26 protein-coding genes are annotated in these 26596 nt (G+C 60.6%); 19 read left to right on the plus strand and 7 right to left on the minus strand.

Features of this window, described 5'->3' with window-relative positions; all coding sequences use genetic code 11:
* Positions 1–87: 87 nt before the first annotated feature.
* Complete coding sequence (locus VCA57_RS02830; protein WP_411183443.1) at positions 88–1011, minus strand: LysR substrate-binding domain-containing protein; 924 nt, start codon at positions 1009–1011, stop codon at positions 88–90.
* Between the two features lie 437 nt (positions 1012–1448).
* On the opposite strand from VCA57_RS02830, the gene aspA reads away from it, so the two are divergent.
* From aspA to VCA57_RS02845, 3 genes are all read left to right on the plus strand, one after another.
* On the plus strand, positions 1449–2873 hold the full coding sequence (gene aspA / locus VCA57_RS02835) for an aspartate ammonia-lyase (RefSeq protein WP_411183444.1): 1425 nt from the start codon (positions 1449–1451) through the stop codon (positions 2871–2873).
* A gap of 160 nt (positions 2874–3033) precedes the next feature.
* Positions 3034–4296, plus strand: a complete 1263-nt coding sequence (locus VCA57_RS02840) for a dicarboxylate/amino acid:cation symporter (protein ID WP_411183445.1) — start codon at positions 3034–3036, stop codon at positions 4294–4296.
* A 309-nt stretch (positions 4297–4605) separates the two neighbouring features.
* Complete coding sequence (locus VCA57_RS02845) at positions 4606–5367, plus strand: substrate-binding periplasmic protein (RefSeq protein WP_411183446.1); 762 nt, start codon at positions 4606–4608, stop codon at positions 5365–5367.
* On the opposite strand, the gene VCA57_RS02850 is transcribed toward VCA57_RS02845, so the two are convergent.
* Positions 5364–6857 (minus strand): PLP-dependent aminotransferase family protein, encoded by a 1494-nt coding sequence (locus VCA57_RS02850; RefSeq protein ID WP_411183447.1) that lies wholly within the window; start codon positions 6855–6857, stop codon positions 5364–5366. The two genes, VCA57_RS02845 and VCA57_RS02850, sit on opposite strands and share 4 nt — an antisense overlap.
* Positions 6858–7096: 239 nt before the next feature.
* Between VCA57_RS02850 and VCA57_RS02855 the strand changes: the two genes are divergently transcribed.
* Positions 7097–7507, plus strand: a complete 411-nt coding sequence (locus tag VCA57_RS02855) for a MerR family transcriptional regulator (RefSeq protein ID WP_411183448.1) — start codon at positions 7097–7099, stop codon at positions 7505–7507.
* A gap of 149 nt (positions 7508–7656) precedes the next feature.
* Here the strand turns inward: VCA57_RS02855 and VCA57_RS02860 are convergent, their stop codons facing one another.
* On the minus strand, positions 7657–8223 hold the full coding sequence (locus tag VCA57_RS02860; protein ID WP_411183449.1) for a TetR/AcrR family transcriptional regulator: 567 nt from the start codon (positions 8221–8223) through the stop codon (positions 7657–7659).
* A gap of 138 nt (positions 8224–8361) precedes the next feature.
* Here VCA57_RS02860 and VCA57_RS02865 point away from each other — a divergent pair, with 138 nt between their 5' ends.
* The 5 genes from VCA57_RS02865 (at position 8362) to VCA57_RS02885 (ending at position 13182) form a co-directional block, all read left to right on the plus strand.
* On the plus strand, positions 8362–9456 hold the full coding sequence (locus VCA57_RS02865) for an alkene reductase (protein ID WP_411183450.1): 1095 nt from the start codon (positions 8362–8364) through the stop codon (positions 9454–9456).
* A 58-nt stretch (positions 9457–9514) separates the two neighbouring features.
* Positions 9515–10303: an SDR family NAD(P)-dependent oxidoreductase gene (locus VCA57_RS02870; protein WP_411183451.1), complete on the plus strand. Its 789-nt coding sequence runs from the start codon at positions 9515–9517 to the stop codon at positions 10301–10303.
* 113 nt (positions 10304–10416) lie between these two features.
* Positions 10417–11346 (plus strand): alpha/beta fold hydrolase, encoded by a 930-nt coding sequence (locus tag VCA57_RS02875; protein WP_411183452.1) that lies wholly within the window; start codon positions 10417–10419, stop codon positions 11344–11346.
* Entirely contained in the window at positions 11343–12086 is a 744-nt protein-coding gene (locus tag VCA57_RS02880) for an SDR family NAD(P)-dependent oxidoreductase (RefSeq protein ID WP_411183453.1), read from the plus strand. Before VCA57_RS02875 ends, VCA57_RS02880 begins: the two co-directional genes overlap by 4 nt.
* Positions 12087–12180: 94 nt before the next feature.
* Positions 12181–13182, plus strand: coding sequence for an NADP-dependent oxidoreductase (locus VCA57_RS02885; protein WP_411183454.1), 1002 nt, complete (start codon positions 12181–12183; stop codon positions 13180–13182).
* Positions 13183–13301: 119 nt separating this feature from the next.
* Here VCA57_RS02885 and VCA57_RS02890 read toward each other — a convergent pair whose 3' ends face one another.
* On the minus strand, positions 13302–14309 hold the full coding sequence (locus VCA57_RS02890; protein ID WP_411183455.1) for an NAD-dependent epimerase/dehydratase family protein: 1008 nt from the start codon (positions 14307–14309) through the stop codon (positions 13302–13304).
* A 216-nt stretch (positions 14310–14525) separates the two neighbouring features.
* On the opposite strand from VCA57_RS02890, the gene VCA57_RS02895 reads away from it, so the two are divergent.
* Genes VCA57_RS02895 through VCA57_RS02905 form a run of 3 tightly spaced genes read left to right on the plus strand, consistent with a single transcriptional unit; the run spans position 14526 to position 16306 of the window.
* A complete protein-coding gene (locus VCA57_RS02895) occupies positions 14526–15176 on the plus strand; it encodes an FMN-binding negative transcriptional regulator (RefSeq protein ID WP_411183456.1) in 651 nt (216 codons plus the stop codon).
* Positions 15173–15616, plus strand: coding sequence for a GNAT family N-acetyltransferase (locus tag VCA57_RS02900; protein WP_411183457.1), 444 nt, complete (start codon positions 15173–15175; stop codon positions 15614–15616). The genes VCA57_RS02895 and VCA57_RS02900 overlap by 4 nt, the downstream gene beginning before the upstream one ends.
* Before the next feature lie 12 nt (positions 15617–15628).
* Positions 15629–16306, plus strand: a complete 678-nt coding sequence (locus VCA57_RS02905) for a GNAT family N-acetyltransferase (RefSeq protein ID WP_411183458.1) — start codon at positions 15629–15631, stop codon at positions 16304–16306.
* Between the two features lie 6 nt (positions 16307–16312).
* On the opposite strand, the gene VCA57_RS02910 is transcribed toward VCA57_RS02905, so the two are convergent.
* Positions 16313–17131 (minus strand): helix-turn-helix domain-containing protein, encoded by an 819-nt coding sequence (locus tag VCA57_RS02910; RefSeq protein ID WP_411183459.1) that lies wholly within the window; start codon positions 17129–17131, stop codon positions 16313–16315.
* A 152-nt stretch (positions 17132–17283) separates the two neighbouring features.
* Here VCA57_RS02910 and VCA57_RS02915 point away from each other — a divergent pair, with 152 nt between their 5' ends.
* From VCA57_RS02915 to VCA57_RS02935, 5 genes are all read left to right on the plus strand, one after another.
* Positions 17284–18732 carry an alanine/glycine:cation symporter family protein gene (locus VCA57_RS02915; RefSeq protein WP_411183460.1) on the plus strand — a complete coding sequence of 483 codons (1449 nt, stop codon included), beginning with the start codon at positions 17284–17286 and terminating at the stop codon, positions 18730–18732.
* 79 nt (positions 18733–18811) lie between these two features.
* Complete coding sequence (locus tag VCA57_RS02920; protein WP_411183461.1) at positions 18812–19798, plus strand: asparaginase; 987 nt, start codon at positions 18812–18814, stop codon at positions 19796–19798.
* A 101-nt stretch (positions 19799–19899) separates the two neighbouring features.
* Positions 19900–20295, plus strand: coding sequence for a hypothetical protein (locus VCA57_RS02925; protein WP_411183462.1), 396 nt, complete (start codon positions 19900–19902; stop codon positions 20293–20295).
* A 104-nt stretch (positions 20296–20399) separates the two neighbouring features.
* Positions 20400–20855, plus strand: coding sequence for a GNAT family N-acetyltransferase (locus VCA57_RS02930; RefSeq protein WP_411183463.1), 456 nt, complete (start codon positions 20400–20402; stop codon positions 20853–20855).
* Positions 20856–21008: 153 nt separating this feature from the next.
* Positions 21009–22364: an 8-oxoguanine deaminase gene (locus VCA57_RS02935; protein WP_411183464.1), complete on the plus strand. Its 1356-nt coding sequence runs from the start codon at positions 21009–21011 to the stop codon at positions 22362–22364.
* A 234-nt stretch (positions 22365–22598) separates the two neighbouring features.
* Here the strand turns inward: VCA57_RS02935 and glsB are convergent, their stop codons facing one another.
* Complete coding sequence (gene glsB / locus VCA57_RS02940; protein ID WP_411183465.1) at positions 22599–23507, minus strand: glutaminase B; 909 nt, start codon at positions 23505–23507, stop codon at positions 22599–22601.
* Positions 23508–23587: 80 nt separating this feature from the next.
* The gene (locus VCA57_RS02945; protein WP_411183466.1) at positions 23588–24487 is read right to left on the minus strand and encodes a homocysteine S-methyltransferase family protein; all 900 of its coding nucleotides are present in this window, start codon (positions 24485–24487) and stop codon (positions 23588–23590) included.
* 112 nt (positions 24488–24599) lie between these two features.
* Here VCA57_RS02945 and VCA57_RS02950 point away from each other — a divergent pair, with 112 nt between their 5' ends.
* Positions 24600–25421: an ABC transporter substrate-binding protein gene (locus VCA57_RS02950; RefSeq protein WP_411183467.1), complete on the plus strand. Its 822-nt coding sequence runs from the start codon at positions 24600–24602 to the stop codon at positions 25419–25421.
* Complete coding sequence (locus tag VCA57_RS02955; RefSeq protein ID WP_411183468.1) at positions 25418–26251, plus strand: amino acid ABC transporter permease; 834 nt, start codon at positions 25418–25420, stop codon at positions 26249–26251. The genes VCA57_RS02950 and VCA57_RS02955 overlap by 4 nt, the downstream gene beginning before the upstream one ends.
* Positions 26252–26596 lie beyond the last annotated feature (345 nt).

A 26596-nucleotide genomic window follows, 5' to 3' on the forward strand; every position in this document is an offset into this window, starting at 1 on the left:
TCTGGCTCCTGCAAACACTCATAAACAGGAAGAGTAGCCGACATTGTGTGATGCCAGAATGATATCAGTGTAATCCTTAAGAGCTTATTAGCCCTTAGTCTCTTCCTCTGGCCCACCCAAGCCGCCTTCCAGCTTGCGCCAAAGTAGACGCACCGCCGCCTTGCGCACCAGGGCACAACGGTACAGGCGAATTTCCAGCGGTGCTTGCCACTGTTCATCGCCGCACACCACCAACTCCCCGCGCGCCAATTCGGCCGTTACCGACAAACGCGGCACCCACGCCACACCCATGCCTTGCAGGGCCATGCTTTTCAGGCTGTCGGCCATCGCCGTTTCGTACACCGTGGTCGAACGCAAGGCGCGCTGACGCAGCAATAAATTTACCGAACGCCCGAGAAAGGCCCCGGCGCTGTAGGCCAGCAGCGGTACGCTTTGGCCGCTATTGAGGTCAAACAGCGGCGCACCGTCTTCACCGACTGCGCACACCGGCAGCATTTCCGTGCGGCCTAGGTGCAGCGAGGGGAATATTTCCGGGTCCATCTGCAGGGCGGCGTCTGGGTCGTAGTACGCGAGGATCAAGTCGCAGGCACCTTCACGCAACGCATGCACCGCCTCACCTACGTTGGTTGCCACCAGCCGGGTGTTCAGTGGCAAACCTTCGCGGCGCAGGCGGGCAATCCATTCCGGGAAGAAGCCGAGGGTCAGTGAATGTGCGGCGGCAATCTGCAACACCTCACCGCGCTGACCTTCCAGGTTATGCAAGTGCCGCACAACATCGCCCAGTTGTTCGACCATGCTGCGCGCCGTGACCAAAAACAGCTGACCGGACTCGGTGAGCTCGATGGGCGTACAGGCGCGGTTAACCAGCGTCAGCCCCAGCGCCGACTCTAGGCTGCGAATCCGACGACTGAAGGCCGGCTGGGTGACAAAACGCTTTTGCGCAGCCTGGGAAAAGCTGCGGGTGGCCGCCAGGGTGACAAAATCATCCAGCCATTTACTTTCCAGGTTCATCCCAGGCTCCCGATAATTTGCCCAATGCGTAGGGTGGGCTAGCGCCGCCCTACACCGATCCTTATTGAATATGCGCTGGGTATGCGGCGCGTAACCCACCAGACGGTCTGACCGCATTACACCTGTGATGGGTTACGCCGCACCTCAAGTAGCTTGGAGTTTGCCAATGATGGCAGGCGACTAACCCATCCTACGTTTACTCATCTGCGCAGCCGATCTCCGAGGCAAGACATTGCGGGAGGGGCTTTAGCGGCGACGATCGCGGCTGAAGCCCCTCCCACAAGCTCGCTGTACGTCCGAACAATACGGGACGTCACGCCAGCGTTATGCCGATTATGCATGGCCCAGCGTTTAACAGCATTGGCCACAACCGGAGCACAGCCCCTAATCTACGGGACATCGCGGCATAAGCCGCATTTCCTGAGATGACCTCCATCATGTCCGCTGCTGCATCTACTCGCCTCGAAAAAGACTTGCTCGGCACCCTCGAAGTTCCGGCTGACGCCTATTACGGTATCCAGACCCTGCGCGCCGTACAGAACTTCCACCTGTCCGGTGTGACGCTCTCGCATTACCCGAAACTGATCATCGGCCTGGCGATGGTCAAGCAGGCTTCGGCCGACGCCAACCGCGAACTGGGCCACTTGAGCGCAGCCAAGCACACAGCGATCAGCACCGCCTGCGCACGCATCATTCAGGGCGAGTTCCACGACCAGTTCGTGGTCGACATGATTCAAGGCGGCGCCGGCACGTCGACCAACATGAACGCCAACGAGGTGATTGCCAACATCGCCCTGGAAGCCATGGGCTTCGAGAAAGGCGACTATAAGCAGCTGCACCCGAACAATGACGTGAACATGGCGCAGTCGACCAACGACGCCTACCCCACCGCCATTCGCCTTGGCCTGCTGCTGGGTCACGAAAGCCTGCTGACCGCGCTGGATAAGCTGATCCAGTCGCTGTCGAAAAAGCACCTGGCGTTCAACCACGTGTTGAAGATGGGCCGCACCCAGCTGCAAGACGCCGTACCGATGACCCTGGGCCAGGAATTCCGCGCCTTCGCCACCACCCTCGGCGAAGACCTGCAGCACCTCAAACTGCTCGCCCCAACCCTGCTCACTGAAGTGAACCTGGGCGGCACCGCGATTGGCACCGGCATCAACGCCGACCCGCAATACCAACTGCTGGCGGTCAAGCGCCTGGCCGTTATCAGCGGCCAACCGCTGACACCAGCCGCCGACCTGATTGAAGCGACGTCAGACATGGGCGCGTTCGTGCTGTTCTCCGGCATGCTCAAGCGCACCGCCGTCAAACTGTCGAAGATCTGTAACGACCTGCGCCTGCTCTCCAGCGGCCCGCGTACCGGGATCAACGAAATCAACCTGCCGGCACGTCAGCCGGGCAGCTCGATCATGCCAGGCAAGGTCAACCCGGTTATCCCGGAAGCAGTCAACCAAGTGGCCTTTGAAGTAATCGGCAACGACCTGGCGCTGACCATGGCCGCTGAAGCTGGCCAGCTGCAGCTCAACGTTATGGAGCCGCTGATCGCCTACAAGATCTTCGACTCGATCCGCCTGCTGACCCGCGCCATGGATATGCTGCGCGAGCTGTGCATCGACGGCATCACCGCCAACGAAGAGCGCTGCCGTGAACTGATGGAAAACTCCATCGGCCTGATCACCGCACTCAACCCTTACATCGGCTACGAAAACGCCACGCGCATCGCCAAAGTCGCGCTGGAAACTGGCCGCGGAGTACTGGAGCTGGTGCGTGAAGAGAAGCTGTTGGGTGACGCCGAGCTGGCCGAGATCCTGCGCCCAGAAAATATGATCGCCCCACGCCTGGTACCACTCAAAGGCTAACCACAGAGCAATACAACGCGCCGCATCCGCAAGGACCGGCGCGTTTTTTTAGCCATAAATCTGGCATTACGCCGGGCATATGGCCTTTCCGCCCTCGTCTGCCGGGCGGCACCGCTCAGGCCAAAAAGGCCCCACAAAAACGACAATTCGGGTGACACGCATGAGTCAGCGCAAGACCTCTTTCCTAGGCTTCCTAGGCTTCCTAGGCCGCATGCCGCTATGGCAGCAAATTCTTATCGGCCTCGTGCTCGGTGTGCTAACTGGCGTACTGTTCAAGGCCGATGCACAGGTGCTCGCACCTATCGGCACACTGTTCCTTAATGCAATCAAGATGCTCATCGTGCCATTGGTATTCGTCTCCCTGGTGGCCGGTATCACCGCCATGAGTGACAGCGCCAAGCTCGGCCGCATCAGCGTCAAAACCATCGCCATCTACCTGGTCACCACTGCGTTTGCGGTGAGCATTGGCCTGCTGTTCGGTGCCCTGTTTGCACCGGGCGAAGGCATGAATATGGTCGCCAGCGGTGCGCAGGAAGCCAAACAGGCACCGTCGCTGGTGCAAATCCTCGTCGGCCTGGTGCCTACCAACCCGGTAACGGCATTCGCCGAAGGCAACATTCTGCAGATCATCGTGTTCGCCATCGCCCTAGGCGTGAGCATGAACTTGATCGGCGAAAAAGCCGCCCCGGCAGTCAAGCTGTTCGACAGTCTGGCCGAGGTGTTCTACAAACTCACCGACCTAATCATGCGCTGCGCACCAATTGGTGTATTCGCATTGATTGCCGGCGTGGTGGCCTCCCACGGCATCGAAGTGTTGCTGCCGCTGGCCAGCGTAATTGGCGTTATCTACCTGGCCAGCATCGCCCATATGCTGCTGGTTTATGGCGGCCTGCTGGCCCTGCTCGCGCGCCTCAGCCCGCTGCGTTTCTTTAAAGGCGTAGCGCCAGCGCTGGCCGTGGCATTCAGTACTTCAAGCAGCGCCGGCACCCTGCCGGTGTCGATTGAATGTGCGCGCAAGAACCTTGGTGTGTCGCAAGGCGTGGCCGGCTTCGTCCTGCCGGTAGGCGCGACGATTAACATGGATGGCACCGCCATCTACCAAGGCGTATTGGCGCTGTTTATCGCCCAAGCCTTCGGCGTTGATCTCAACGGCGGCCAATACCTGATGATTATCCTCACCGCCACCCTGGCCTCGATCGGCACCGCCGGCGTACCGGGTGCTGGGTTGATCATGCTTGGTCTGGTACTGACCTCGGTAGGCTTACCGCTGGAAGGCGTGGCACTGATCGCTGGTATTGATCGCATCCTCGACATGGCCCGCACCACGGTCAACGTCGCCGGTGACCTGATGACCACCACCCTGGTCGGCCGCAGCGAGAATGAGCTGGATCAACGCATCTACAACAGCGACAACGCAGAATAGACCCAGCGCTGCAACACCCGCACGGTGATGTGCGGGTGTTGCATACGAGTTTGCGAGGGTGGCCGCATGCCTATACCCAGCACACGGCCACTTCCTCGCAGGCGGAGCCGGGCAATCCCTAGCTCCGCCGCACCAAACAGCCCGCCTGGTTAGCGTGGTGGCGACTTTTTGTGTCGGCACACACCCATTCGCAACCACCCTGACCAGGCGGGCTGCCTAACTGCAGCACACGTACCACTCACCAGCCTTGCCCTATCCGGGCAGTGCTGCGGCATCACAACCTGACATCACTAAGAAGGCAGGACACTCATGTTGCAGCTTCTTGAACATCTTCCGCGCTTACGCCGCCACGGTTTAGCGGCGCTGCTGCTAGGCCTGCTGTTCAGCCCCCTGAGCCAGGCCGACTTACCGCCCGGCTACAAGATGGTGCTGCTAACCGAAAACTTCCCCCCCTTCAACATGGCCGAGAACGGCAAGAACTTCGCCCGCGATGCCAATATCCAGGGCATTAGCACCGACATCGTGCGCGAGATGTTCAAGCGCGCGGGCATCGATTACAGCCTGACCCTGCGCTTCCCGTGGGACCGCATCTACCAGCAGGCCATGACCAAGGCCAACCACGGCCTGTTCTCCACCTCCATGAGTGAGGCGCGCAAGCCGCTGTTCAAGTGGGTTGGCCCGATTGCCCAAGATCAAAGTGTGCTGGTCGGCCGCACAGGCAAACACCCGATAGTGGATAACCTGGAATCGGCCAAAGCCTATCGCATCGGTGCTTACCAAAGCTCGGCGGTAAGCCAACATCTGCAGGGCCTGGGTTTCACCACGCAGAACGCCCTGCGCGATCAGGAGAATATCCGCAAGCTGCAGCGCGGGCAGATCGACCTGTGGGCCACCTCCGATCCAGTCTGGCGCGCCTATGCCAGTGAGCAAGGCGTCACTGACCTGGAGGTCGTGCTCAGCTTCAACACCTCAGATATGTACCTCGCGATAAACAAAGACACCCCCGACGAAGTCGTCACACGCCTGCAAGCGGCGCTAGAGCAAATGCGCACAGAAGGCTTCGGCCGCTAAACCCGGCAGCCCGCCTCTGCCACATGCCAAGCCTTACGCAACTGCTGTAAGGCCTGGTCAATCTGCGCTTCGGGCACCGCAGCAAAGCCCAGCACCAGCCCGGCGCGGGCATCCTCGGGGGTGGCGCTGTCCGGCAGCCAATAACTGCTTAGCCCGTTCAACTCCACGCCGACGCGTGCAGCGCTGGCAATTAATTCGCGCTCGCGGGCCAAGCTGTCGACCCGCACACACAGGTGCAAACCCGCCTCCACCAACGGCAGTGGCGCGCAACCCGGCACGTCAGCAGGCCAACCCGCCAGCAACGCATCACGGCGACTGCGAGCAGCCGTGCGCATGCGGCGGATATGCCGCTGAAAGTGCCCGGCGGCGATAAATTCAGCCATCACCGCCTGAGTGCCAATCTCCGAATGACGCATATCCACCGCGCGGCGCTGGGCAAAGGCCTCCGCCAATGCCGGCGGCAACACCAGATAACCGAGGCGTAACGCCGGAAAGGCAATCTTGCAGAAGGTGCCGACGTAGAGCACCCGGCCCTGCCGGTCGAGGGCGGCGAGCGGTGCCAACGGCGTGCCGCTGTAGCGGTATTCGCCGTCGTAGTCGTCCTCGATGATCAGGCCGTCGTGACGCTCGGCCCACTCCAGCAGCTCCAAACGCCGCGCCAGCGATAAGGTGACGCCGGTGGGGTACTGGTGTGACGGCGTCAGGTAGACCAGCCGGCAATTTTCAATCTGCGCCAATGCAGCGGTATCCAAGCCGTCAGCATCCACCCCCACGCCGCACAACTGCGCGCCAGCCACCGCCAAGGCATGGCCGGCGGCGCGGTAACCAGGATTCTCCACCGCCACCCGATCACCCGGCGTCACCAACAGTTGCGCGCACAGGCTGATGGCTTGCTGAGCGCCGCTGGTGACCACGATCTGCGCCGGGTCGCAATGCAAGCCACGGCTGTTGCGCAGGTAAGCGGCGATCAACTCGCGTAATTGCCAGTCGCCGGCCGGGTCGCCATAACCCAGCCGCGCCGGCGACGGCTTACGCCAAAAGCGCGCCGACAAACGCGCCCAGGCCTCGAACGGAAACAGATCAAACGCCGGCACGCCGACGCGAAACGCCCGTGGCGGGCCGCTTAGCGGTGGGCTCAGGTGATGTTGTTGCAAGCGCTTTAGCGCGGCACTCTGCGCTACCGGCGCGGTCGCCAATGGCACTGGTCGACTAACGGCACTCAGTTCGGCAACGTAAGTGCCGTCACCCGTGCGACCCTCGATATACCCCTCGGCGTAGAGCTGATCAAAGGCGCGGGTCACGGTATTGCGGGAAATCGCCAAGAGCTGCGCCAGGTCGCGACTCGCCGGCAACCGCGTGCGGCTTTGCAGGCGACCATCAAGAATGCGCTCACGCAGCGCCTGATACAGCTGACGCGCCAAGCCCTGCTGCGGGTCGAGGCGGATACCGGAGAGGTCCACCGGCAAAGGCGGGGCAATCGGGGCAGACATAGAAATTGGCTCCACTGAGGTCGCAAGAAGACCACATTACAACAGACCAATACGCGTTCTAGCATGCGCCCCAGCTCAAGGGTGACCCTGTACACAGCCGCTATTTATTGACGCGCATCAGGTAGGCTACCCAGGGTACTTTCTGGCCTGATTGGCGGTCTGGCGCTCGCCCTATCATCCACCATGTACGCCGACTAAAACCCGCTGCCCCTGGCCCGAACAAGGAACGGAATTCCACTATGTACATTGGCAAAGTTGCTGAACTGACGGGCTGTACGCCGAAAGCCATACGCCTTTACGAGAGCCTCGGCCTATTGCCCACACTCAGCCGGCAGGGGCGCTATCGCCTCTATAACGCACACCACGTGGCCATCATCCGCATGATCCGCGTCGCCCAAGCTGCCGGCTTCCAGCTCGCCGAGATGCAGCCATTGCTCAAGGAGAAAGAGCGCCAGCAGGTTTTCTCCCTGGAATTGGCCAATCAAGGAATAGCCGCCAAGCGCCAGCAGGTGCAGGCAGATATCGCTGCGCTTACCGCGCGGGACAAGCGACTAGTAGAGCTGCAAGCAGAGGTAAATGCATTGTTTGCCAGCGCTATTACCCCGATGGGAAATTGCACCGCACCAGACCCGCTTGCGTCGCCCTCATAAAAGGCCAAGAAGTACCCAGTATTGGACGCTGAATAGACGGTATACCTTTACGAAGCACGACTCGGGGTAGGGCATTGGCGGCCGTACCGGCACACGCACAATTTGTCACCGGACCACAATGACAACCGGTGGACTGCCGAGTGCGCACTTTACTCGCTGGGGCGCAGGGACGGCTTGGTTAAAACTGCCGCACGGCAAACATCCAGAATCTCGTCGGCGAAGGGTGAGTCGTCTGGACACGCCCGCGACAGCATCAGCGCACCGACCACCTGAGCAATCACTTCGATGCATCTAGCGCGCTGACCGTCCCCCTCACACGTTTGCTGTGCAAGGGTCGCCAGCATGCTTTCAAAGCCGGACGCAAAAGCCGTCTTAATTGACTCGGGCTGCCGAGCCGCGTCTGCGCACAGTGCTGCCATCGTGCAACCTTCACCACGCATGTCGCGGTGCTCACGAGACAGGTAGTGCTTGACGAATTCAACCGCACTCATGCCCTCGGCTTTGGCTGCGCCCTGTGCAAAACCACAACTCGACGCCTCAGCCAGCAGTTCGGTCTTGGAAGCAAAGTGCTTGTAAAAGCCACCGTGGGTAAGGCCGGCGGCGGCCATCAAGTCTGCAATCCCCACCCCGTCGTAACCCCGCTCGCGAAATAGCACCGAGGCTGTCTCAACGACGCGCGCGCGGTTCGCTTGCACCTGCGCTTTGGTGACCTTCATGCCCAGCTACTCCCTAAATCCACCATCAATAGAGTCGGCAATATACATTGATGTCAATCATAATCAAAATTCTTGACAGTAAAGATTATGATCGAAATCATTACGCGACTTTTTAGAAAAGAAGCGGCGCAGATAACCATGACTGACAACACGATTTTCGGACCTTACACACTTGGCTCACTTGAGCTTTCTAATCGCTTCGTAATGGCACCGCTAACCCGAAACCGTGCAGGTACGGGCCTAGTGCCCAGCGAGCATGCCGCCACTTACTACAGCCAACGCGCCTCTGCGGGCTTGCTGATCAGCGAAGCCACGCAGGTCTCGGCACAGGCTCAGGGCTACCAGGACACCCCCGGTCTATACACCCAGGCGCAGATTGATGGCTGGCGCACAGTGACCGACGCCGTTCACGCCAAGGGCGGGCGGATTTTCGTTCAACTGTGGCACGTCGGACGTGTATCTCATGTTGATCTGCAGCCCGATGGCGCTGCGCCGGTTGCACCCTCGGCGATCCGCGCCGAGACCAAAACCTTCGTCAACAATGGCTTTACCGATGTCTCCCAGCCACGCGCACTCTCGCTGGATGAAATCCCAAGCATCGTCGAGGATTTCCGCCAGGCAGCGGCCAATGCCATCGCCGCTGGGTTTGATGGGGTTGAAGTGCATGGTGCCAACGGCTACCTGCTCGAACAGTTCATCAAAGACGGTGCCAACACGCGTACAGATGCGTATGGCGGCTCCATTGAGAACCGTGCCCGGCTTTTGCTGGAAGTCACTGCGGCAGTAGCCGATAAAATTGGAGCCGAACGCACAGGCGTACGCATCTCCCCGGTCTCGCCGGCGAACGGAATTTCCTGCAGCGACCCGCAACCGCAGTACAACTACATTGCAGACCAACTCAGCGCGCTGGGCATCGTCTATCTGCACGTGGTGGAAGGTGCCACCGGTGGTCCGCGCGATGTTGCTCCCTTCGACTTCGACGCCCTGCGCAGCCGATTCACCAACACCTACCTAGCGAACAACGGCTATGACCTTGAATTGGCCAACGCCCGCCTGAACGAAGGCAAAGCCGATCTGTTTGCCTTTGGTCGCCCGTTCATCAGCAATCCCGATCTGGTCGAACGATTGAAGACCGGCGCGGCGCTTAATCCGCTAGACCCGACCACGTTGTATGGCGGCGGCCCCAAGGGCTACACCGACTATCCGACCCTCGCTAACTGCAACGCTCAGTAGCCAATCGACCATGGCGCCTATCGCGTCATGGGCTGACCACTCGACCAGAGAAAAAATCATGACATCGCACTCAACTGTACTTATCACTGGCGCATCCACCGGCATTGGTGCCACCTACGCGCAACGCTTTGCACACCGAGGCCATAACTTGGTGCTGGTTGCCCGCGACAAGGCGCGCCTGGAAGCACTCGCTGAAAGCCTGCGCCAGGAAACCGGGGTAACAGTCAATATTCTCCCAGCAGACCTGACCCAGCCCGACGAATTGGCTGCAGTCGAAGCACGCCTGCGCGAAGACGCCAAAATAGAAATCCTGATTAACAACGCTGGAGCCGCACTGTCCGGTAGCTTCATCAGTCAATCGACCGAGGATGTCGGCCGCTTGGTCACCCTCAATACCACCGCTTTAGTGAGGCTAGCGAGCGCCATAGCGCCACGCCTAGCGCAAGCTGGTAAAGGCGCGATCGTCAACATCGGCTCAGTGGTCGGCTTGGCACCTGAGTTCGGCATGTCGGTCTATGGTGCAACCAAAGCCTTCGTTCTGTTCTTGTCGCAGGGTCTGAGCCTTGAACTTACGCCCAAAGGTGTCTACGTGCAGGCCGTGCTTCCGGCTGGCACCCGCACCGAGATCTGGGAACGTGCTGGCATCGACGTCAACACCCTTGCCGACTTGATGCACGTTGATGACTTGGTGGATGCGGCACTGGTCGGCTTCGATCGCCGCGAACTGGTGACGATCCCGCCATTGCATGACGCCGCACACTGGGAAGCACTGAACGCCGCGCGATTGGGCCTAGTTTCCGATCTGCGCCAAGCGCACGTCGCTGAGCGTTATCAAGCCGCGCCTTGAAATTCAACAGCCTCGCGTAGGGAAACCACCGCCGTCCCTGGCGGTGAGCCCTAGATTCTGCAATTTGGTCGATTGATCTGCGCAACGCATGGCGCTCTACGCCGGAGAAAACAATGACAGTCAAGGCACCGCACGCCAATCAAGCGGGCGAGTTGAACATCAGCTACATCGACACCCCGACCCGTTCGATTGACGTCGACGGGACCCCATTCGCGTTCCGCGAGTTGGGGCCGCGTAGCGGTGTACCGCTGATTCTTCTTAACCACTGGGGTGCGGTCCTCGACAATTTCGACCCACGAATTGTTGACGGGCTTGCACGCAAGCATCGCGTCATCGCCATCGACTACCGAGGCATCGGCGCTTCAGGCGGAACGGCACCGGTGACCATTGATGCAATGGCACGGGATGTGATCGCACTGATCCACGCGCTGGGTTTTAGCAAGGTTGATCTGCTCGGTTTCTCCCTCGGTGGATTCGTGGCGCAGGACATCGTGCTGAAAGCCCCCGACCTGGTGCGCCGGCTGATTCTGACTGGCACGGGGCCGGCTGGCGGCACAGGTATCGCGCAGGTAGATAAGGTCTCCTGGCCGCTCATGGTCAAAGGTTTGTTCACCCTACGCGATCCCAAGACGTACCTGTTCTTCACTTCTTCGGCCGATGGCCGGCTAGCGGCACGGGCTTTTCTGCAGAGCCTGAAGGAGCGCAAGCTGGACCGAGACAAGGGCCCAACCCCCGCTGCGTTTCTGCGCCAACTCAAAGCCATCAAGGCCTGGGGACGGCAGGCACCTCAAGCGCTCGACAGCATCCGCATCCCGGTGTTAATCGCCAATGGCGACAACGACATCATGGTGCCTACCGAAAACAGTCACGAACTGGCGCGGCGCATCTTTGACTCACAACTGGTCATCTACAAAGACGCAGGGCATGGCGGGATTTTCCAGTATTACGGTGAGTTCGTGCTTACGGCACTGGCCTTCCTCAATGCACGACAGGATTCCAGCGGGACAGTTAGTCCGCACAGCACAACGGAAGCGATGAAATGAGTCAGCCAACGGCAATTGTATTCGGTGTGGGATCAGTGCGCGGCGTTGGCGGTGCCGTCTGCAAACGCTTTGCCCGCGAGGGGTACCACGTCATCGTGGCAGGACGCACGCCGGCCAAGATCGAGACAGTGGTGGCAGAAATCAGCGCGCTGGGCGTCGGCAGTGCCGAGGCATGTCCAACCGATGTGACCGATGAAGCGCAGGTGATCGCAGCCTTTGACCTCGCGATGCAGCCCATACCTGGGCGCGAGCCCGCCGATGTCGTCATCTCCAATGCGGGCAACAATGCCTTCATCGATTTCACCCAACTAACCGCCGCGCAGTTTGAGGACTTCTGGCGCGTTGGCTGTTACTCCGGCTTCCTGGTCGGTCGCGAGGCCGCACGTCGGCTGGCCCCGCAGGGCCGGGGCACGGTGATATTCACAGGGGCCTCGGGCAGCCTGCGCGGCAAGCCCGGATTCGCCCACTTCGCGGCTGCCAAAGCAGGGCTGCGCATGATCGCGCAGAGCATGGCCCGTGAGTACGGCCCCACAGGGCTCCACGTCGCGCACGTAGTCATCGATGGCGGCATTCTTGGGGATCGGCTTCAAGCCGCCTTTCCGGATAGGGTGAACCTTGCTGCTGCGGACGGCCTACTCGGGTACGAAGCGATCGCCGAAAACTATTGGATGCTGCATCGACAACCGAAATCGGCGTGGACGCAGGAGCTCGACCTGAGACCGTTCAAAGAAAACTGGTAAGCGCATCGATCCAAAACCCCAGGTACGGGCCACGCATTGTGCGCGCGGTACTCTCGAATACATTTAATCAAAAACGCTGGAGCACGGTCTCACCATGAAGGCATTCATCATTGAGCGTTACGGGAAAAAAGCAGTCGGCCGCATCGGCGAAATGCCCACCCCAGATATGGGGGACGATGACGTTCTTGTGCAAATTCACGCCGCGAGCGTCAATCCGCTGGATACGAAGATCAAGAGCGGCGAATTTAAACTGATCCTTCCCTATCGCCTTCCTCTTGTGTTGGGCAACGACATGGCCGGGACCGTGGTACGAGTCGGCGCGCGCGTACGCAACTTCAAACCAGGCGATGAGGTTTACGCGCGCCCGGACGATGACCGTATCGGCACGTTTGCCGAGTTTATTGCCATCAAGGCATCGTCAGTGGCGCTAAAGCCTAAGAACCTCAGCATGGTCGAAGCCGCCGCTATTCCCCTGGTAGCGCTAACTGCCTGGCAGATACTGGTCGAAACCGCCAAGCTGAAGAAGGGACAGAAGGTATTCATCCAAGCCGGCTCCGGTGGCGTGGGGACTGTTGCCATCCAGCTAGCCAAGCACCTGGGCGCATTCGTGGCCACGACCACGAGCACTGCCAATGTCGACTGGGCGAAAGCATTGGGTGCCGACGTCGTCATCGACTACAAAAAGCAGGACTTCGCCGCTGAGCTGCGTGACTACGACGTGGTACTGAACAGCCTCGGCAATGACGAACTGAAAAAATCCATGCAGATTCTCAAGCCCGGCGGGCATCTCATCTCCATCTCCGGGCCGCCCACCCCAACCTTCGCCGCCTCACGTGGCTTGGCCTGGCCGCTCAAACAGGTGCTGCGCCTACTGAGTTTTAGCATTAGGAAGCAAGCAAAGAAGAGCGCAAAGCACTACACGTTTTTATTCATGCGGGCCGACGGAGCGCATCTGAGCAAGATTACCGGTCTCGTTGAATTAGGCGTGATCCGCCCAATCGTCGACAAAGTATTCCCGTTTGCGGACACCCACAAAGGACTGGCCTACGTTGACAGTGGGCGCACCAAAGGCAAGGTTGTCGTTCAAATGATTTAGCTGGCGCGCAGACCTCGCAGGCATTGGAATTCCTCGGCATGTCTACGATATGGAGAAGGACTTACACACATCCTGTTGCCGCTCCTTCTCTGCAGGTAAAATCCGCTGCAAATGGCAAGTCAAATCAATGCAATTACCCCACCAGTCCCCCGAACAGCTAAATAGCCAAAGGCAGCCCTCAGCGCCTGCTCCGGCGGTCTCGGGCAATAACCCAGCTCGGCTTGCGCTTTGGCAATGCTGTACTCCTGCCTTACGCCATAGAACAGCCGCACTTGGCTAACGAGCAGCTCAGCGGGTTTGCCAGTCACCCGCGCCAGACGTTCCTGCAACCAGGCCAAACCCAGCAGCAACCAGCGGGGCGCTAACGGCGGCAGGCGATGGCCGGGGCCTATGTGATTGGCGGCGTCGATTAACACGGCCAGCGGTGACGAGTAGCGATTGGCGAGGATGTAGCGCTGGCCGGAGCGGCCTTTCTCTGCAGCCTGGATCATGCCCTCAGCAACATCTCGCACATCCACAAAGTTGAAGTGGAAGTTCGGATCAAGCGGCACTCGGCGGCCCTGAACCGCCGCGAGAAAACTCATCGTATCGGTAAGGCGATTGGCGTTGGGGCCGATCATGGCCGAGGGCAACACCGAAACCATCCACAGGTCGTGCTCTTGCGCGACCTTCCAGGCCATACGCTCTGAGAGGATCTTGGACAGGTAGTAAGGGTTGCTCGCCTCATCATTCCAGCACGCCTCATCCAACAACTGGCCGTTATGCCCAACGGCAGCAACCGAGCTGACGTAGACAATGCGCCTGACGCCAGCTTCGGCGGCGGCCTCCAGCAACAAGCGGGTGCCGTTGATGTTGGGCTGAATAATTTCCGCGTTGGGGTCTCTGGCCCAATGCCTGAAAACGGCAGCGACCTGATAGAGCACATCCACGCCTTCCAGTGCCTTGCGCATGGCCACCTTGTCCTGTAACTCCGCATAGACCAGCTCACAGGCCAGCCCCTCGAAAGACGCGCGGTTGTCGAGGTTGCGTACACCTGCGCGCACCTTGTCACCGCGCGCCAGCAGCGCCCTGACCAACGTGTTGCCGAGATGCCCGTTGGCCCCTGTCACCAAACATAATGTGCTCATCGTGGCCCGTGATCCTTGCTCGCTGACTATGAATAGAAGCGCGCAGGGTAAAGTCTGCCCCTAAGGACAGAGTCAAGCCCCGCAGAAGGTGAACGGGGCTGCTCGAAGGCGCGGACGGTCTGCATATCAATTGGCCCCATCCAAGTCGCAAGAAATGGATCTTACAACAGACCAATACACCACCTAGCATGGCTCCATCTCGCCAGGAGTCCGCCCATGTACACACCCGCCGCCTTCCGCCAGGACGACCTCGCCACGCTGCACCAGCAGATGCGCGACAGCCGCTTGCCCACGCTCGTCAGCCACGGCAGTCAGGGCTTGCTCGCCAGCCACCTACCGCTGTTGTTAGCACCTGACGAAGGTGAATACGGCACGCTCTACGGCCACTTCGCGCGCGCCAACCCGCAGTGGCGCGACCTGGCCGAAGGCAGCGAAGTGCTGGTGATTTTCCAGGGACCGGAGGCTTATATCAGCCCGTCGTGGTACGCCGCCAAAGCTGAGCACGGCAAGGTGGTGCCGACCTGGAATTACATCAGCGTGCAGGCCCATGGCCGCGCCGAGGTATTCGATGACCCCGAGCGCCTGCTGCAACTGGTCAGCCGCCTCAGCGCGCTGTACGAGGCCGACCGCCCGCAGCCCTGGGCGGTGAGCGATGCACCGCGTGAGTACATCGACAGCATGCTGCGCGCCATCGTCGGCTTCGCCCTGCCGATTCAGCGCCTGGAAGGTAAGTGGAAGCTCGGCCAGAACCGCAGCCAGGCTGACCAGGCCGGCATGCGCGAAGGTCTGGCAGGCAGCTTTGAGCCACGCGACCGCGAGCTGGCTAGCCACATCAATAACCATCACTCACTAAAGGAAGACTCATGAGCATTGAAGTCCGCCCGATCAGCGCCGCCGATCACGCCGCTTGGTTACCGCTGTGGCAAGGCTACCTGCATTTCTACAAAGCCGAGATTGCCGAAGCCACCAGCGCCGTAACCTGGCAGCGTTTTCTCGACCCGGCGGAGCCGATGCATGCCGCCCTGGCTTGGCAGGATGGCCGCGCCGTGGGGCTGGTGCACTTTATCTATCACCGCAGTTGCTGGACGGTGGGCGATTACTGCTACCTGCAGGATTTGTTTGTCGCCGACGGCCTGCGCGGCGGCGGTATCGGTCGCCAGTTGATCGAGCATGTCTATGCTCAAGCACGCGCCGCCGGCGCTTCACGGGTGCACTGGCTAACCCACGAAAGCAACATAGACGCTATGCAGCTGTACGAGCGCATCGCCGACCGTTCCGGATTTCTGCAATACCGCAAACTCTTCTAATAGGACCGACCCATGAGCCTTACGCCGCCCCTCAACTGGCAAACCGTCAACGCACCCAGCCGCAACACCCTGCAAGGACGCAGCGTGCGCCTTGAAGCACTCGACCCGGCACGCCATGGCGACGACCTGTGGCAAGCCCTGCAAGGCCCGGACGCCGACCCGCTGCTCTGGGATTACCTGCCTTACGGCCCCTTCAACGAGCGCGCGGACTTCAATGCCTGGCTCAACCACAATGCCGCCAGCCAAGACCCGCTGTTTTTCGCGGTGGTCGAACAACGCAGCGGCCAGGTGCAGGGCGTGCTCAGCTACCTGAGCATCGCCGTGGAACATGGCAGTATCGAAATCGGCCACGTCTGTTTCGGCAGCGTGATGCAGCGCAGCGTGCAGGCCACTGAAGTGATCTACCTGCTGGCCAAGCACGCGTTCGACAATGGCTACCGCCGCCTGGAATGGAAATGTAATAACGACAACGCCCGCTCCAAGCGCGCCGCCGAGCGCTTCGGCTTTAGCTATGAAGGGCTTTTCCGTCAGCACAGGGTGTTCAAGGACCGCAACCGTGATACCGCCTGGTATTCGATTATCGACAGCGAATGGCCAGCCCTGGCCGCTGGTTATGAGCGCTGGTTGGCAGTGGATAATTTCGACACTAATGGCCAGCAAAAGCAGCGTCTGGAGCAGCTACGCGGCTAAGCCTTTTTAATCGATCTCAAACAAGCCATTTCGGATCTGCGCACCGGCCAAGCGCTGCCGGATATCGGCGTCGATGCGCGGGTCATCCGGGCTGTAGAGCATCACCTGGCGGTAGGCGTTGACCCGGTTGATGTCGTTGCCGAGAAACTCCCACACCACCCGAGTACAGGCAGGGGTCCGCAGGTCGCCGCTGGACACGCCGGTTTTCAAGCCGTTAAGCCGGCTAATGCGGCTTTTAAAGCTGGGGATGAGGATGGTTTGGGTCATCTCGTTGCCGGTCAGCGACTCGTAATCGATCAGAAATAAACGATCCTGCAGGTAGAACGCCGCCCCCAGGTAACGGCAACGCACCCAATCTTCGGCCTTGCCGCTGGCCGCGCGCGAGGGCTCTTGGCGCTCCTGGCGCTCGAATAGGAAGCTGCCGCGCTCCTCACGTAGCTGCACCAGCGAGAGCAGAATCTGCCCCGGTACCGACATGCAGTTGGCGTACTCGAAGTAGTAACCGCAATAGCGCGACAAGCTGTTGGAGTACTCGCCCAGGGGCTGAAAAAACTCCATCAAGGGATCACTGCTGACCCGCACCTCCTGACTGCTGCTGCGCGCACCAATCAGGTCGGCGAACTGCTCAGCCGGCAAACTCAGTTCGTAGGCTTCGACGCCGAAGAAATCGCAAATCCGTTTGAGGTTGTAGGCCGTCGGCCGACTCTGTCCGCTGAGGTATTTGTTGAACTGGGCGCGATTGATCGCCAGTTTGCGGCACACCTCGGCAATCGACCGGTAATGGCTGCACAACAGCTTGAGATTGAGCCCTAGGTAGTCGGACATAACGGATTTCCTGGTGATGCGAGCGGCGCGATTCTAGCATCAACTCGCATCAGATAGCCGCCACCCGCGAAATTGCACCAGAAACGCGCCTGCTCAACCATTTGTACCCGGCCACATTTCCTTCACAAAACAACAAGAGAGACTTGACCGCCATGCTCGATATTCTCAACGACCTGATCTGGAGCAAGCTCCTGATCGTGATGCTGATTGGCCTTGGTCTGTACTTCACCATCGCCTCGCGTTTCGTCCAATTTCGCTACTTCGGTAGCATGTTCCGCATTTTTTCCGAAGCCTTTGAGCGTCAGCCAGGCCAACTCAGCTCGTTCCAGGCGCTGATGCTGTCAGTCGCCGGCCGCGTAGGCGCTGGCAACATCGCCGGTGTGTCGGTAGCGATCATGCTCGGCGGCCCTGGTGCAATCTTCTGGATGTGGGTTGTAGCACTGGTCGGCATGGCCACCAGCTACTTCGAATGCTCCCTGGCTCAGCTGTACAAGCGCCGTGAACCTGATGGCGGTTATCGCGGTGGCCCAGCCTTCTACATTGAGCACGGCCTCGGCCAGCGTTGGTTGGGTATCGTTGTGTCGATCCTGCTGCTGGTAACCTTCGGTTTCGGCTTCAACGCGGTGCAGTCCTACACCGTCGCCAGCTCGATGCATGACACCTTCGGCATGCCGACTTATGTTAGCGGCCTGATCCTGACCGCAGTAATCGGCATGATCATCTTCGGCGGCATCAAGCGCATCGCCAAGTTCGCTGACGTGCTGGTACCCGTCATGGCGTTTGCCTACATCGCTATGGCGCTGTTCGTGATCGGCAGCAACGTTGACGCTATCCCGGCCACCTTTAAGCTGATCTTCAACAGCGCCTTCGGCCTGGAGCCAGCATTTGCTGGCGGTATCGGCGCAGCGATCATCATGGGCGTAAAACGCGGCCTGTTCTCCAACGAAGCCGGCCTGGGTAGTGCACCGAACGTTGCTGCTGTTGCCGAGGTTAAGCACCCGGTTGCACAGGGCATCGTGCAGTCGCTCAGCGTATTTATCGACACCATCATCCTGTGCAGCTGCACCGCGTTGATCATCCTGCTGTCGGGCGTTTATCAGCCAGGCATGGACATCGCCGGTGTGGTGCTGACCCAAACCGCCGTAGCCAGCGTGGTCGGTGAGTGGGGCCGGGTGTTCGTCACCGTCGCCCTGCTGATGTTCGTGTTCACCACCCTGATCTATAACTACTACCTCGGCGAAAACGCCTTGGGCTTCTTCAGCAAAAAGCGCGCACCGGTACTGGTCTACCGTGTGCTGGTAATCGTCCTGATACTCTGGGGCTCGATGCAGGACCTGGGCACCGTATTCGCCTTCGCGGACGTGACCATGGGCTTGCTGGCCATCGCTAACCTGATTGCCCTGGCCCTGCTGTTCAAGGTCGGCCTGCGCCTGATGCGCGATTACGATAGCCAAATCAAGGCGGGCGTTGAGTCGCCGGTACTGGACGCGAAGAATTTCGCCGACCTGGACCTCGATCCAGAAGTCTGGGCTGCTCAGTCGAACAGCGCCCCAGCGCAGGCGAACCAAATGCAAGACGGCACCCCAGCGCACCAACGCTAAGCTGCTAGAAAAGATGTATTAAACAGGGGGCTTAGCCCCCTGTTTGCTTATAAGAACAATGAAAAGTGGAGGCCTCCTGATGGGCTGTAAAAAACTCCTAGTGCTCTACACCGGTGGCACCATCGGCATGCTGATGAGCGCCAACGGCCTGGCCCCAGCGTCCGGCTTCGAAGCACGCTTGCGCAACCAGCAACAGCTGGAAGCTCAGCCGCTACCGCAATGGACCTTCGCCGAGCTGCTACCGCCAATCGACAGCGCCAATATGACCCAGCACAACTGGCTGGCGATGGTCACGGCGATTCGCGCCGGTATCGAGCAGGACGGTTGCGACGGCGTACTGCTGCTGCACGGCACCGACACCCTGGCCTACAGCGCCGCGGCCCTGAGTTTTCTCCTGCTCGGTTTGCCGATCCCGGTCATTCTCAGCGGCTCGATGCTGCCAGCCGGCGCCGAGGGCAGCGATGCCTGGGGTAACCTGTTCGGTGCCATGCGCGCCCTGCAAGCGGGCATAGCGCCAGGCGTGCACCTGTATTTCAATGGCGCGCTGCTGCATGGCGCGCGCGTCAGCAAGCTGCGCAGCGATGCCTTCGACGCCTTCCACGTGCTGCCGCGCCAGCGCCAAAGTGCGCGTGCCGACAGCATCCCAGCCAGCATCGACTACCGCCAGTCACGCCAGCCGGTCAACCTGGCCGTACTGCCGTTCTACCCCGGCATCCAGGCCAGCCATGTGCGCGCCCTGCTCGACAGCGGCGTAAAAGGTTTGCTGCTGGAATGCTACGGCAGCGGCACCGGCCCGGCGGATGATGCTGAACTGCTCAACGTACTCAAGGCCGCGCATGATCAAGGCGTAGTACTCGCCGCGATCAGCCAGTGCCCGCACGGCCATGTCGAGTTCGGCGTGTATGCCGCCGGCAGCCAACTGGCCAGCGCCGGGCTGATTTCTGCCGGTGGCATGACCCGTGAAGCAGCCCTGGGCAAGTTGTTCGCCCTGCTTGGTGCAGGCCTTGGCCAAGCCGAAGTGGAACACTGGTTCACTCTGGATCTATGTGGTGAGCGAGCCGAATAAGTAGCGGCTTGCCGACAGGCAAGTCGCTATAGTCGCGCCCCCGGCAACTCGCGCGCCGGCCTAGAGAAATCCAGCCACCCGCCTTACAAGGACGTACCTGCATGTCACCGCTTCGCTTTATCTCTTTCCTGCTGCTCGCTCTGGCCATCACCGGCTGCTCCACCAAGGCCTTCTTCAAGCTGCCAGAGCAGAGCACCATCAGCATTAACGAGCGCCCAACACAGTACTCACAAGGCTTGGTGAAAACCCGCCCGTTCTTTTGGAACCGCACCGCTGGTGTGCCGTACAAATTGACCAGCGCAACCGGCGCAACCCTGTCTGAAGGCAAGCTGCGCACGCGCTTTCGCGTGGTGTCGATCTTCTGGCCGCCCTACAGCATCATTTATTGGCCAATGGGCTTTGGCCAGCGCTGCTTCGATATGAGCAGCCAGCAGCCCGCGCTGTGCTCGCGTGAAGACGAAGCCCTGCTCAGGGCCGAGTACCGCGCCAGTAAGTAATGCAATACGACCCTGACGGCATCAATCACTGCAAATGAGGTCAAAGCATCTACCCTGTTTGCAGTGACTAATTGCCCGTGCCAGTCGAAGAGGAGATCCGCTTTATGCCCATCCGTATTCCTGTCGAAATCCGTCCCATCACCGACGCCGACCACGCGGCCTGGCTGCCGCTGTGGCAGAGCTACCAACGCTTCTACATGACCGAGATCGCCGCCGCGACCAGCGACCTTACTTGGCAACGCTTCCTCGACCCGGCCGAGCCCATGCACGCGGCCTTGGCCTGGCATGAAGGCCAAGCCATTGGCCTGGTGCACTGGATCTGCCACCGCTCAACCTGGACCGAAGGCGACTACTGCTACCTGCAGGATCTGTTTATCGCCAAGGACGTACGCAGCAGCGGTGCCGGGCGCAAGCTGATCGAGTACGTCTACCAGCAAGCCAAAGCCCAAGGCTGCTCACGCACCTACTGGCTGACCCATGAGAGCAACAGCAAAGCCATGCTGCTGTATGAACGCATCGCCGAGCGCTCAGGCTTCTTGCAATACCGCAAGCTGCTCTGACGAGCAACACTGCGCCCACTGCTCTTGCAGCGGGCAAAACACGGCGCTATCGTCGGCACCACGCCCGGCCACTGCGCCGCCGCGTACCTGGATCAGCAGACAGGGAAAAACTGAGCTGGCTAACCTGAACCCACCTTCAGAGGAGCCAACTCAATGGCTGCTACGCGTATCTGGATCAAAAACCCCCTCGCCATCTTCACCGCCAACAACCTCGACGCTGCCGGCGGCCTGGTCATTGAAAATGGCGTAATCAGCGAACTGCTCAAGGCCGGCCAGCAGCCGTCCCGGCCCTGCGAGCAAACCTTCGATGCCCGCGAGCATGTGGTCCTGCCGGGGCTGATCAACACCCACCACCACTTCTACCAAACCCTCACCCGCGCCTGGGGTCCGGTGGTCAATCAGCCGTTGTTCCCCTGGCTGAAAACCCTGTACCCGGTGTGGGCACGCCTGACTCCGGAGAAGCTCGCCCTGGCCAGCAAGGTGGCCTTGGCCGAACTGCTGCTGTCCGGCTGCAGCACGGCGGCGGACCATCACTACCTGTTCCCCGGTGGCCTGGAAAACGCCATCGACGTGCAGGTCGAGGCAGTCCGCGAACTGGGTATGCGCGCCATGCTCACGCGTGGTTCGATGAGCCTGGGCGAAGCGGACGGTGGCCTGCCGCCGCAGCAAACCGTACAGCAAGGTGAAGTGATCCTGGCCGACAGCGAGCGGCTGATCAGGCAATACCACCAGCGCGGCGACGGCGCGCAGATCCAGATTGCCCTGGCACCCTGCTCACCGTTCTCGGTAACTCAGGAAATCATGCGCCAGAGCGCTGAACTGGCTGAAGCACTCGACGTGCGCCTGCACACCCACCTGGCAGAAACCTTGGACGAAGAAGACTTCTGCCTGCAACGCTTCGGCCTGCGTACCGTGGATTATCTGGACAGCGTCGGCTGGCTCAGCTCGCGTACCTGGCTGGCCCACGGCATCCACTTCAACCCGGATGAAATCGAACGCCTCGGCACAGCCGGCACCGGCATTTGCCATTGCCCCAGTTCGAACATGCGCCTGGCCTCAGGTATTTGCCCAACCCTTGATTTAGCCGCAGCCGGCGCGCCCATCGGCATCGGCGTCGATGGCTCGGCCTCCAACGATGCCTCGAACATGATCCTTGAAGCGCGTCAGGCTCTGTATATCCAACGCCTGCGCTACGGTGCCGAGAAAATCACCCCGGAGTTGGTGCTCGGCTGGGCCAGCAAGGGCTCGGCCAAGCTGCTCGGCCGCACCGACATTGGCGAGCTGGCGGTCGGCAAACAGGCCGACCTGGCCTTGTTCAAGCTGGATGAATTGCGCTTCTCCGGCAGCCACGATCCAATCTCCGCATTGCTGCTGTGCGGCGCCGACAAGGCCGACCGGATGATGATCGGCGGCCAATGGCGGGTGATCGATGGGCAGATCGAAGGGCTGGATGTGGCCCAGTTGGTCGCTGATCACCGGCAGGCGGCCAAGGAGTTGATAGCAGGGTGATGGTATGGAGTCGTAGATGGGTTACGCGGCGCACCAGCAGCTTTGTAGGGTAGGTTAGGCGCATATGCATGGACTCTCTGCTGCTGCGAAGTCAGTTGCGCCGTAACCCACCAGCGGTGGCAGGCCGAACATCGCTTGGTGGGTTACGTGCCACACCGATTACGTAACTGTCCTTGCCGATTAGCCTCTGCGTCACTAACCCACCCTACACAAGCGGCGCGAAACCGATCCACCCTAAAACACCGACCAGCCGATCCGCTCACTGAGCAGCTCCAGCGCTTTGATGCCGGCCAGGGAGTTGCCCGCGGCGTTCAGCTCCGGCGACCACACACACACGCTGAACTGCCCCGGCACTACCGCGATAATCCCGCCACCGACGCCACTCTTGCCCGGCAAGCCGACGCGGTAGGCAAAATTACCAGCCTCGTCATACAAGCCGCTGGTGGCCATGATCGCGTTGACCTGCTTGCTCTGCCGCGCCGTAAGAACCTGCTCGCCGCTGTGCTTGCAGAAGCCGTCGTTCGCCAGAAAGCAGAACGCGCGCGCCAGATCAGCGCAGCTCATGCGCAGCGCGCAGTAACTGAAGTAACTGCGCAGCACCGCTTCCACATCGTTGTGAAAATTGCCGAACGCCTGCATCAGGTAAGCGGCTGCCGCGTTGCGCGCGCGGTGCTGGTATTCCGAGTCGGCCACCTTACCGTCAACCACAATCTCGGGATTGCCCGCCAAACGCCGCACGAAATCGCGCATCGACAACACCGGCGCGGCAAAGCGTGACTGGTTGATGTCGCAGATCACCAGTGCGCCGGCATTGATAAACGGATTGCGCGGCTTGCCACGCTCAAACTCCAACTGCACTAGGGAGTTGAACGGCTGGCCAGACGGCTCATGGCCCAGGCGCTGCCAGATATCCTCGCCGGAATGCTGGATGGCCTGCACTAGGCTGAATACCTTGGAAATGCTCTGCACGGAGAACGGCGTGTGCGCATCACCGGCGCAGTAAAGCTCGCCATCGTTGCTGTACACCGCGATTCCCAGCTGGTTGGCCGACACATCGGCCAGCGCTGGGATGTAGTCAGCCACTTTGCCCTGACCGATCAACGGCCGGACTTGGTCGAGAATTTCATTCAACAGCGCTTGCATGCTTAGGCTCGCCGGCAACCCCGGACGGCGTCCGGGCATTGCCTGCTAGACGCCCGACGCCGCCGACAAAGCACAGCGGCTCAGCGCAACTGTTGCGCCAGCACGGCGATATGCTCAGGGCCAATGCCGCAGCAGCCGCCCAGGTGGCTGGCACCACGCGCACGCCAATCTGCGGCCCAGTGCAGGTAGCCGGGCGGGTCGAGGTCATCGCGCAGCGGATCAAGGCCATCATTGGCAGTCGCCTCTTTTGGCTGCGGCGGGAAGGCATTGGCGTAAGCGCCGATGGCCACCTGCACGCCCAGGCGCGTGAAGGTCTCACGCGCGGCATCGATGGCCCCGCCGATCACTTCCGGCTGGCTGCAGTTGAACAGCAGCACGGCAACACCCAGCTCAGCCGCGACCGCAGCGGCTTCTGCTACAGGCTCACCAGAGCGCAGGCGCGGCACCTCATCGGTGTCCTCATCTTGCAGGGTGAAAGACAACCAGAACGGCTTGCCATCAGCCGGTACCCCAGCACGAATAGCACGCGCTTCGGCCGTGGCGCTCTGGGTTTCCGCCAACCACAGGTCGACATGCGGAGCCAGGCCGGCCACCAGAGGGGCCAACACATGGTTAACTCGGCTCGCCTCGAACAGATCCGGGCGGTAGGAACCGAACAGCGGCGGCAATGAGCCAGCCACCAGTGCTTTGCCACCGGATGCCTCTGCGGCCTGGCGCGCCAAACGCCCAGCCGTGTCAGCCAGGGCCAGCCCCTCGGCAGCAAAGCGCGCCTCACCGATGTGGAACGGCACCACCGCATAACTGTTACTGGTGATCACCTGAGCACCAGCGGCAATATAGGCCGCATGCACAGCCACCACCTGCTCAGGAGCCTCGCTCAAGGCCAGGGCCGACCACTCGGGCTGGCGAAAAGGAGCACCACGCCGTTGCAGTTCACGGCCCATGCCGCCATCAAGAATTACCACCGGGTTTGCGCTCATATGCTGCCTGCTTATATGGTTATGAAAAAAACTCACTATCAGAGCTTTCTCTATAACTATTTAATACGCCCGCCTTGGCACTCCACAACCACTTTCGCTTCAAGGGATTCTCGTGAAACTGCACATGCTATTGGCCTTGGGCCTCACCGTACTGGCTGCATCCACCCAAGCACTGGCCGGCGCCACCCTTGATCGCGTCGAAAAGAATCAGGAAGTGGTCAACGTGCTGATGGAGAGCTACCCGCCGTTCTCCTTTCTTAACGAGCAAAACCAGCTCGACGGTTTCGACGTTGATGTGGCCAAGGCCTTTGCAGAAAAGCTGGGCGTCAAAGCACGTTTCGAAACGCCGTCCTGGGATGTGATCGCCGCTGGCCGCTGGGGTGGCCGCTATGACATCTGCATCTGCTCGATGACCGCGAGCAAGGCCCGCGCCGAAGTCTTCGACTTCCCGGTGGAGTATTACGCCTCGCCGGCGGTGATCGTGGTGCACAAAGACCAGCAAGGCATTGCCTCGGCCAAAGACCTTAGCGGCAAGAAGGTCGGCTTGGTCAGCGCCTCCAGCTATGAAAGCTACGTGAACAAGAACCTGGTCATCGAAGGCGCAGAGGACACCAAGCTGGAGTATCCCTTCGATAACGTCCAGGCCGCGCCATACGACTCAGATAACGTCGCCTTCCAGGATTTGGCCCTGGGCGCTGGTGTGCGTCTGGATGCCATGATCACCAACCTGGTCAGCGCCCAGCCGCGCCTGGATCAGGACGACCGCTTCAAGCTAGCCGGTGCGCCGCTGTACCTCGAACCTAACTCGGTGGCCATCGAGAAAGGCGATGCCGAATGGGACGCCAAGGTTCGTGCGGTATTTGCCGAGCTGAAAGCCGATGGCACCCTGGCCGCGCTCTCACAAAAGTGGATCGGCGCTGACATTAGCCAATGAGCCAAGCCCCACAGCCGCCACGCGCCGCCGAACCGCGCGTGGCCCCGCTGGCCCGCCTGTTCGGTTTTCGCACCCGCCTGTACCTGACCTGGGCAGTAATGCTCGCCCTGTGCGTGGCGTTCTTCCTGACCTTTGATCTGAAGTTCTCGATCATCCAGGAGAAGCTGCCGTTCCTGCTCGGCTTACAGCTGGCACCCAACGGCTTCCTGCAGGGTGCGGCGCTAACCCTGTTCGTCTGCTTCTGCTCGATTTTCGCCTCGCTGGCGCTGGGTTTTGCCACCGCCCTGGCGCGACTGTCGAAAAGCGCCGTGGCGTTCGGTATCGCCAGTTTCTACGCCTCGTTCTTCCGGGGTACACCGTTGCTGATCCAGATCATGCTGATCTACCTCGGCCTGCCGCAGTTGGGCGTAGTGCCAGGCGCGATCACCGCCGGGGTGATCGCCCTGTCGCTGAACTACGGCGCTTACCTGAGCGAGATTTTCCGCGCAGGCATCATCGGCGTGTCGACGGGCCAGCGCGAAGCCTCACTGGCTCTGGGCCTCAAGCCGGCAGTGATCTTCTGGCGGGTGACCCTGCCACAGGCCATGCGCACCATCATTCCGCCCTCGGCCAACCAGTTCATCTCAATGCTCAAGGACTCCTCGCTGATCTCGGTGATGGGCGTTTGGGAGGTGATGTTCCTGGCGCAGTCCTACGGCCGCTCCTCGTACCGCTATATCGAGATGCTGACCACCGCAGCGCTGATCTACTGGCTGCTGTCGATCGGCCTGGAATTGCTCCAGGCGCGCCTCGAACGGCATTACGGCAAGGCCTATCTGAACGCCCGGTAAACCCTCTCTGGGCGCAGATAACCGACAAGCGAAAACGACTGCCAGCGCCTCACCACGAGCCGCGTGAACCGCAGCGCTGGCGCTCGCTGCCTCACCATCTGCCTGAATAAAAGGTTATGCCCCTACCGCGCGCGTGCTGATACCCGCAGCTTTGTCCAGGCTCCTGCTGTAACCAGCCAACCCCTGAACTGTGGGGCATAACCGAAAAAAAGGGAGCCATTCGGCTCCCAGGGACTCGGGCACTTGCCCAAAATCCTTGCCGACGCCGCTTAACGCCACGCCAGCCGTGTAAAAAGAGGCCCCAAAAAACCGTTCAAATGCCTGTTCAAACAGCGGGGCCTCCGA

Origin of the sequence: Pseudomonas sp., assembly GCF_046581935.1 — a bacterium.
In the GTDB taxonomy this organism is placed as follows: Bacteria; Pseudomonadota; Gammaproteobacteria; order Pseudomonadales; family Pseudomonadaceae; genus Aquipseudomonas.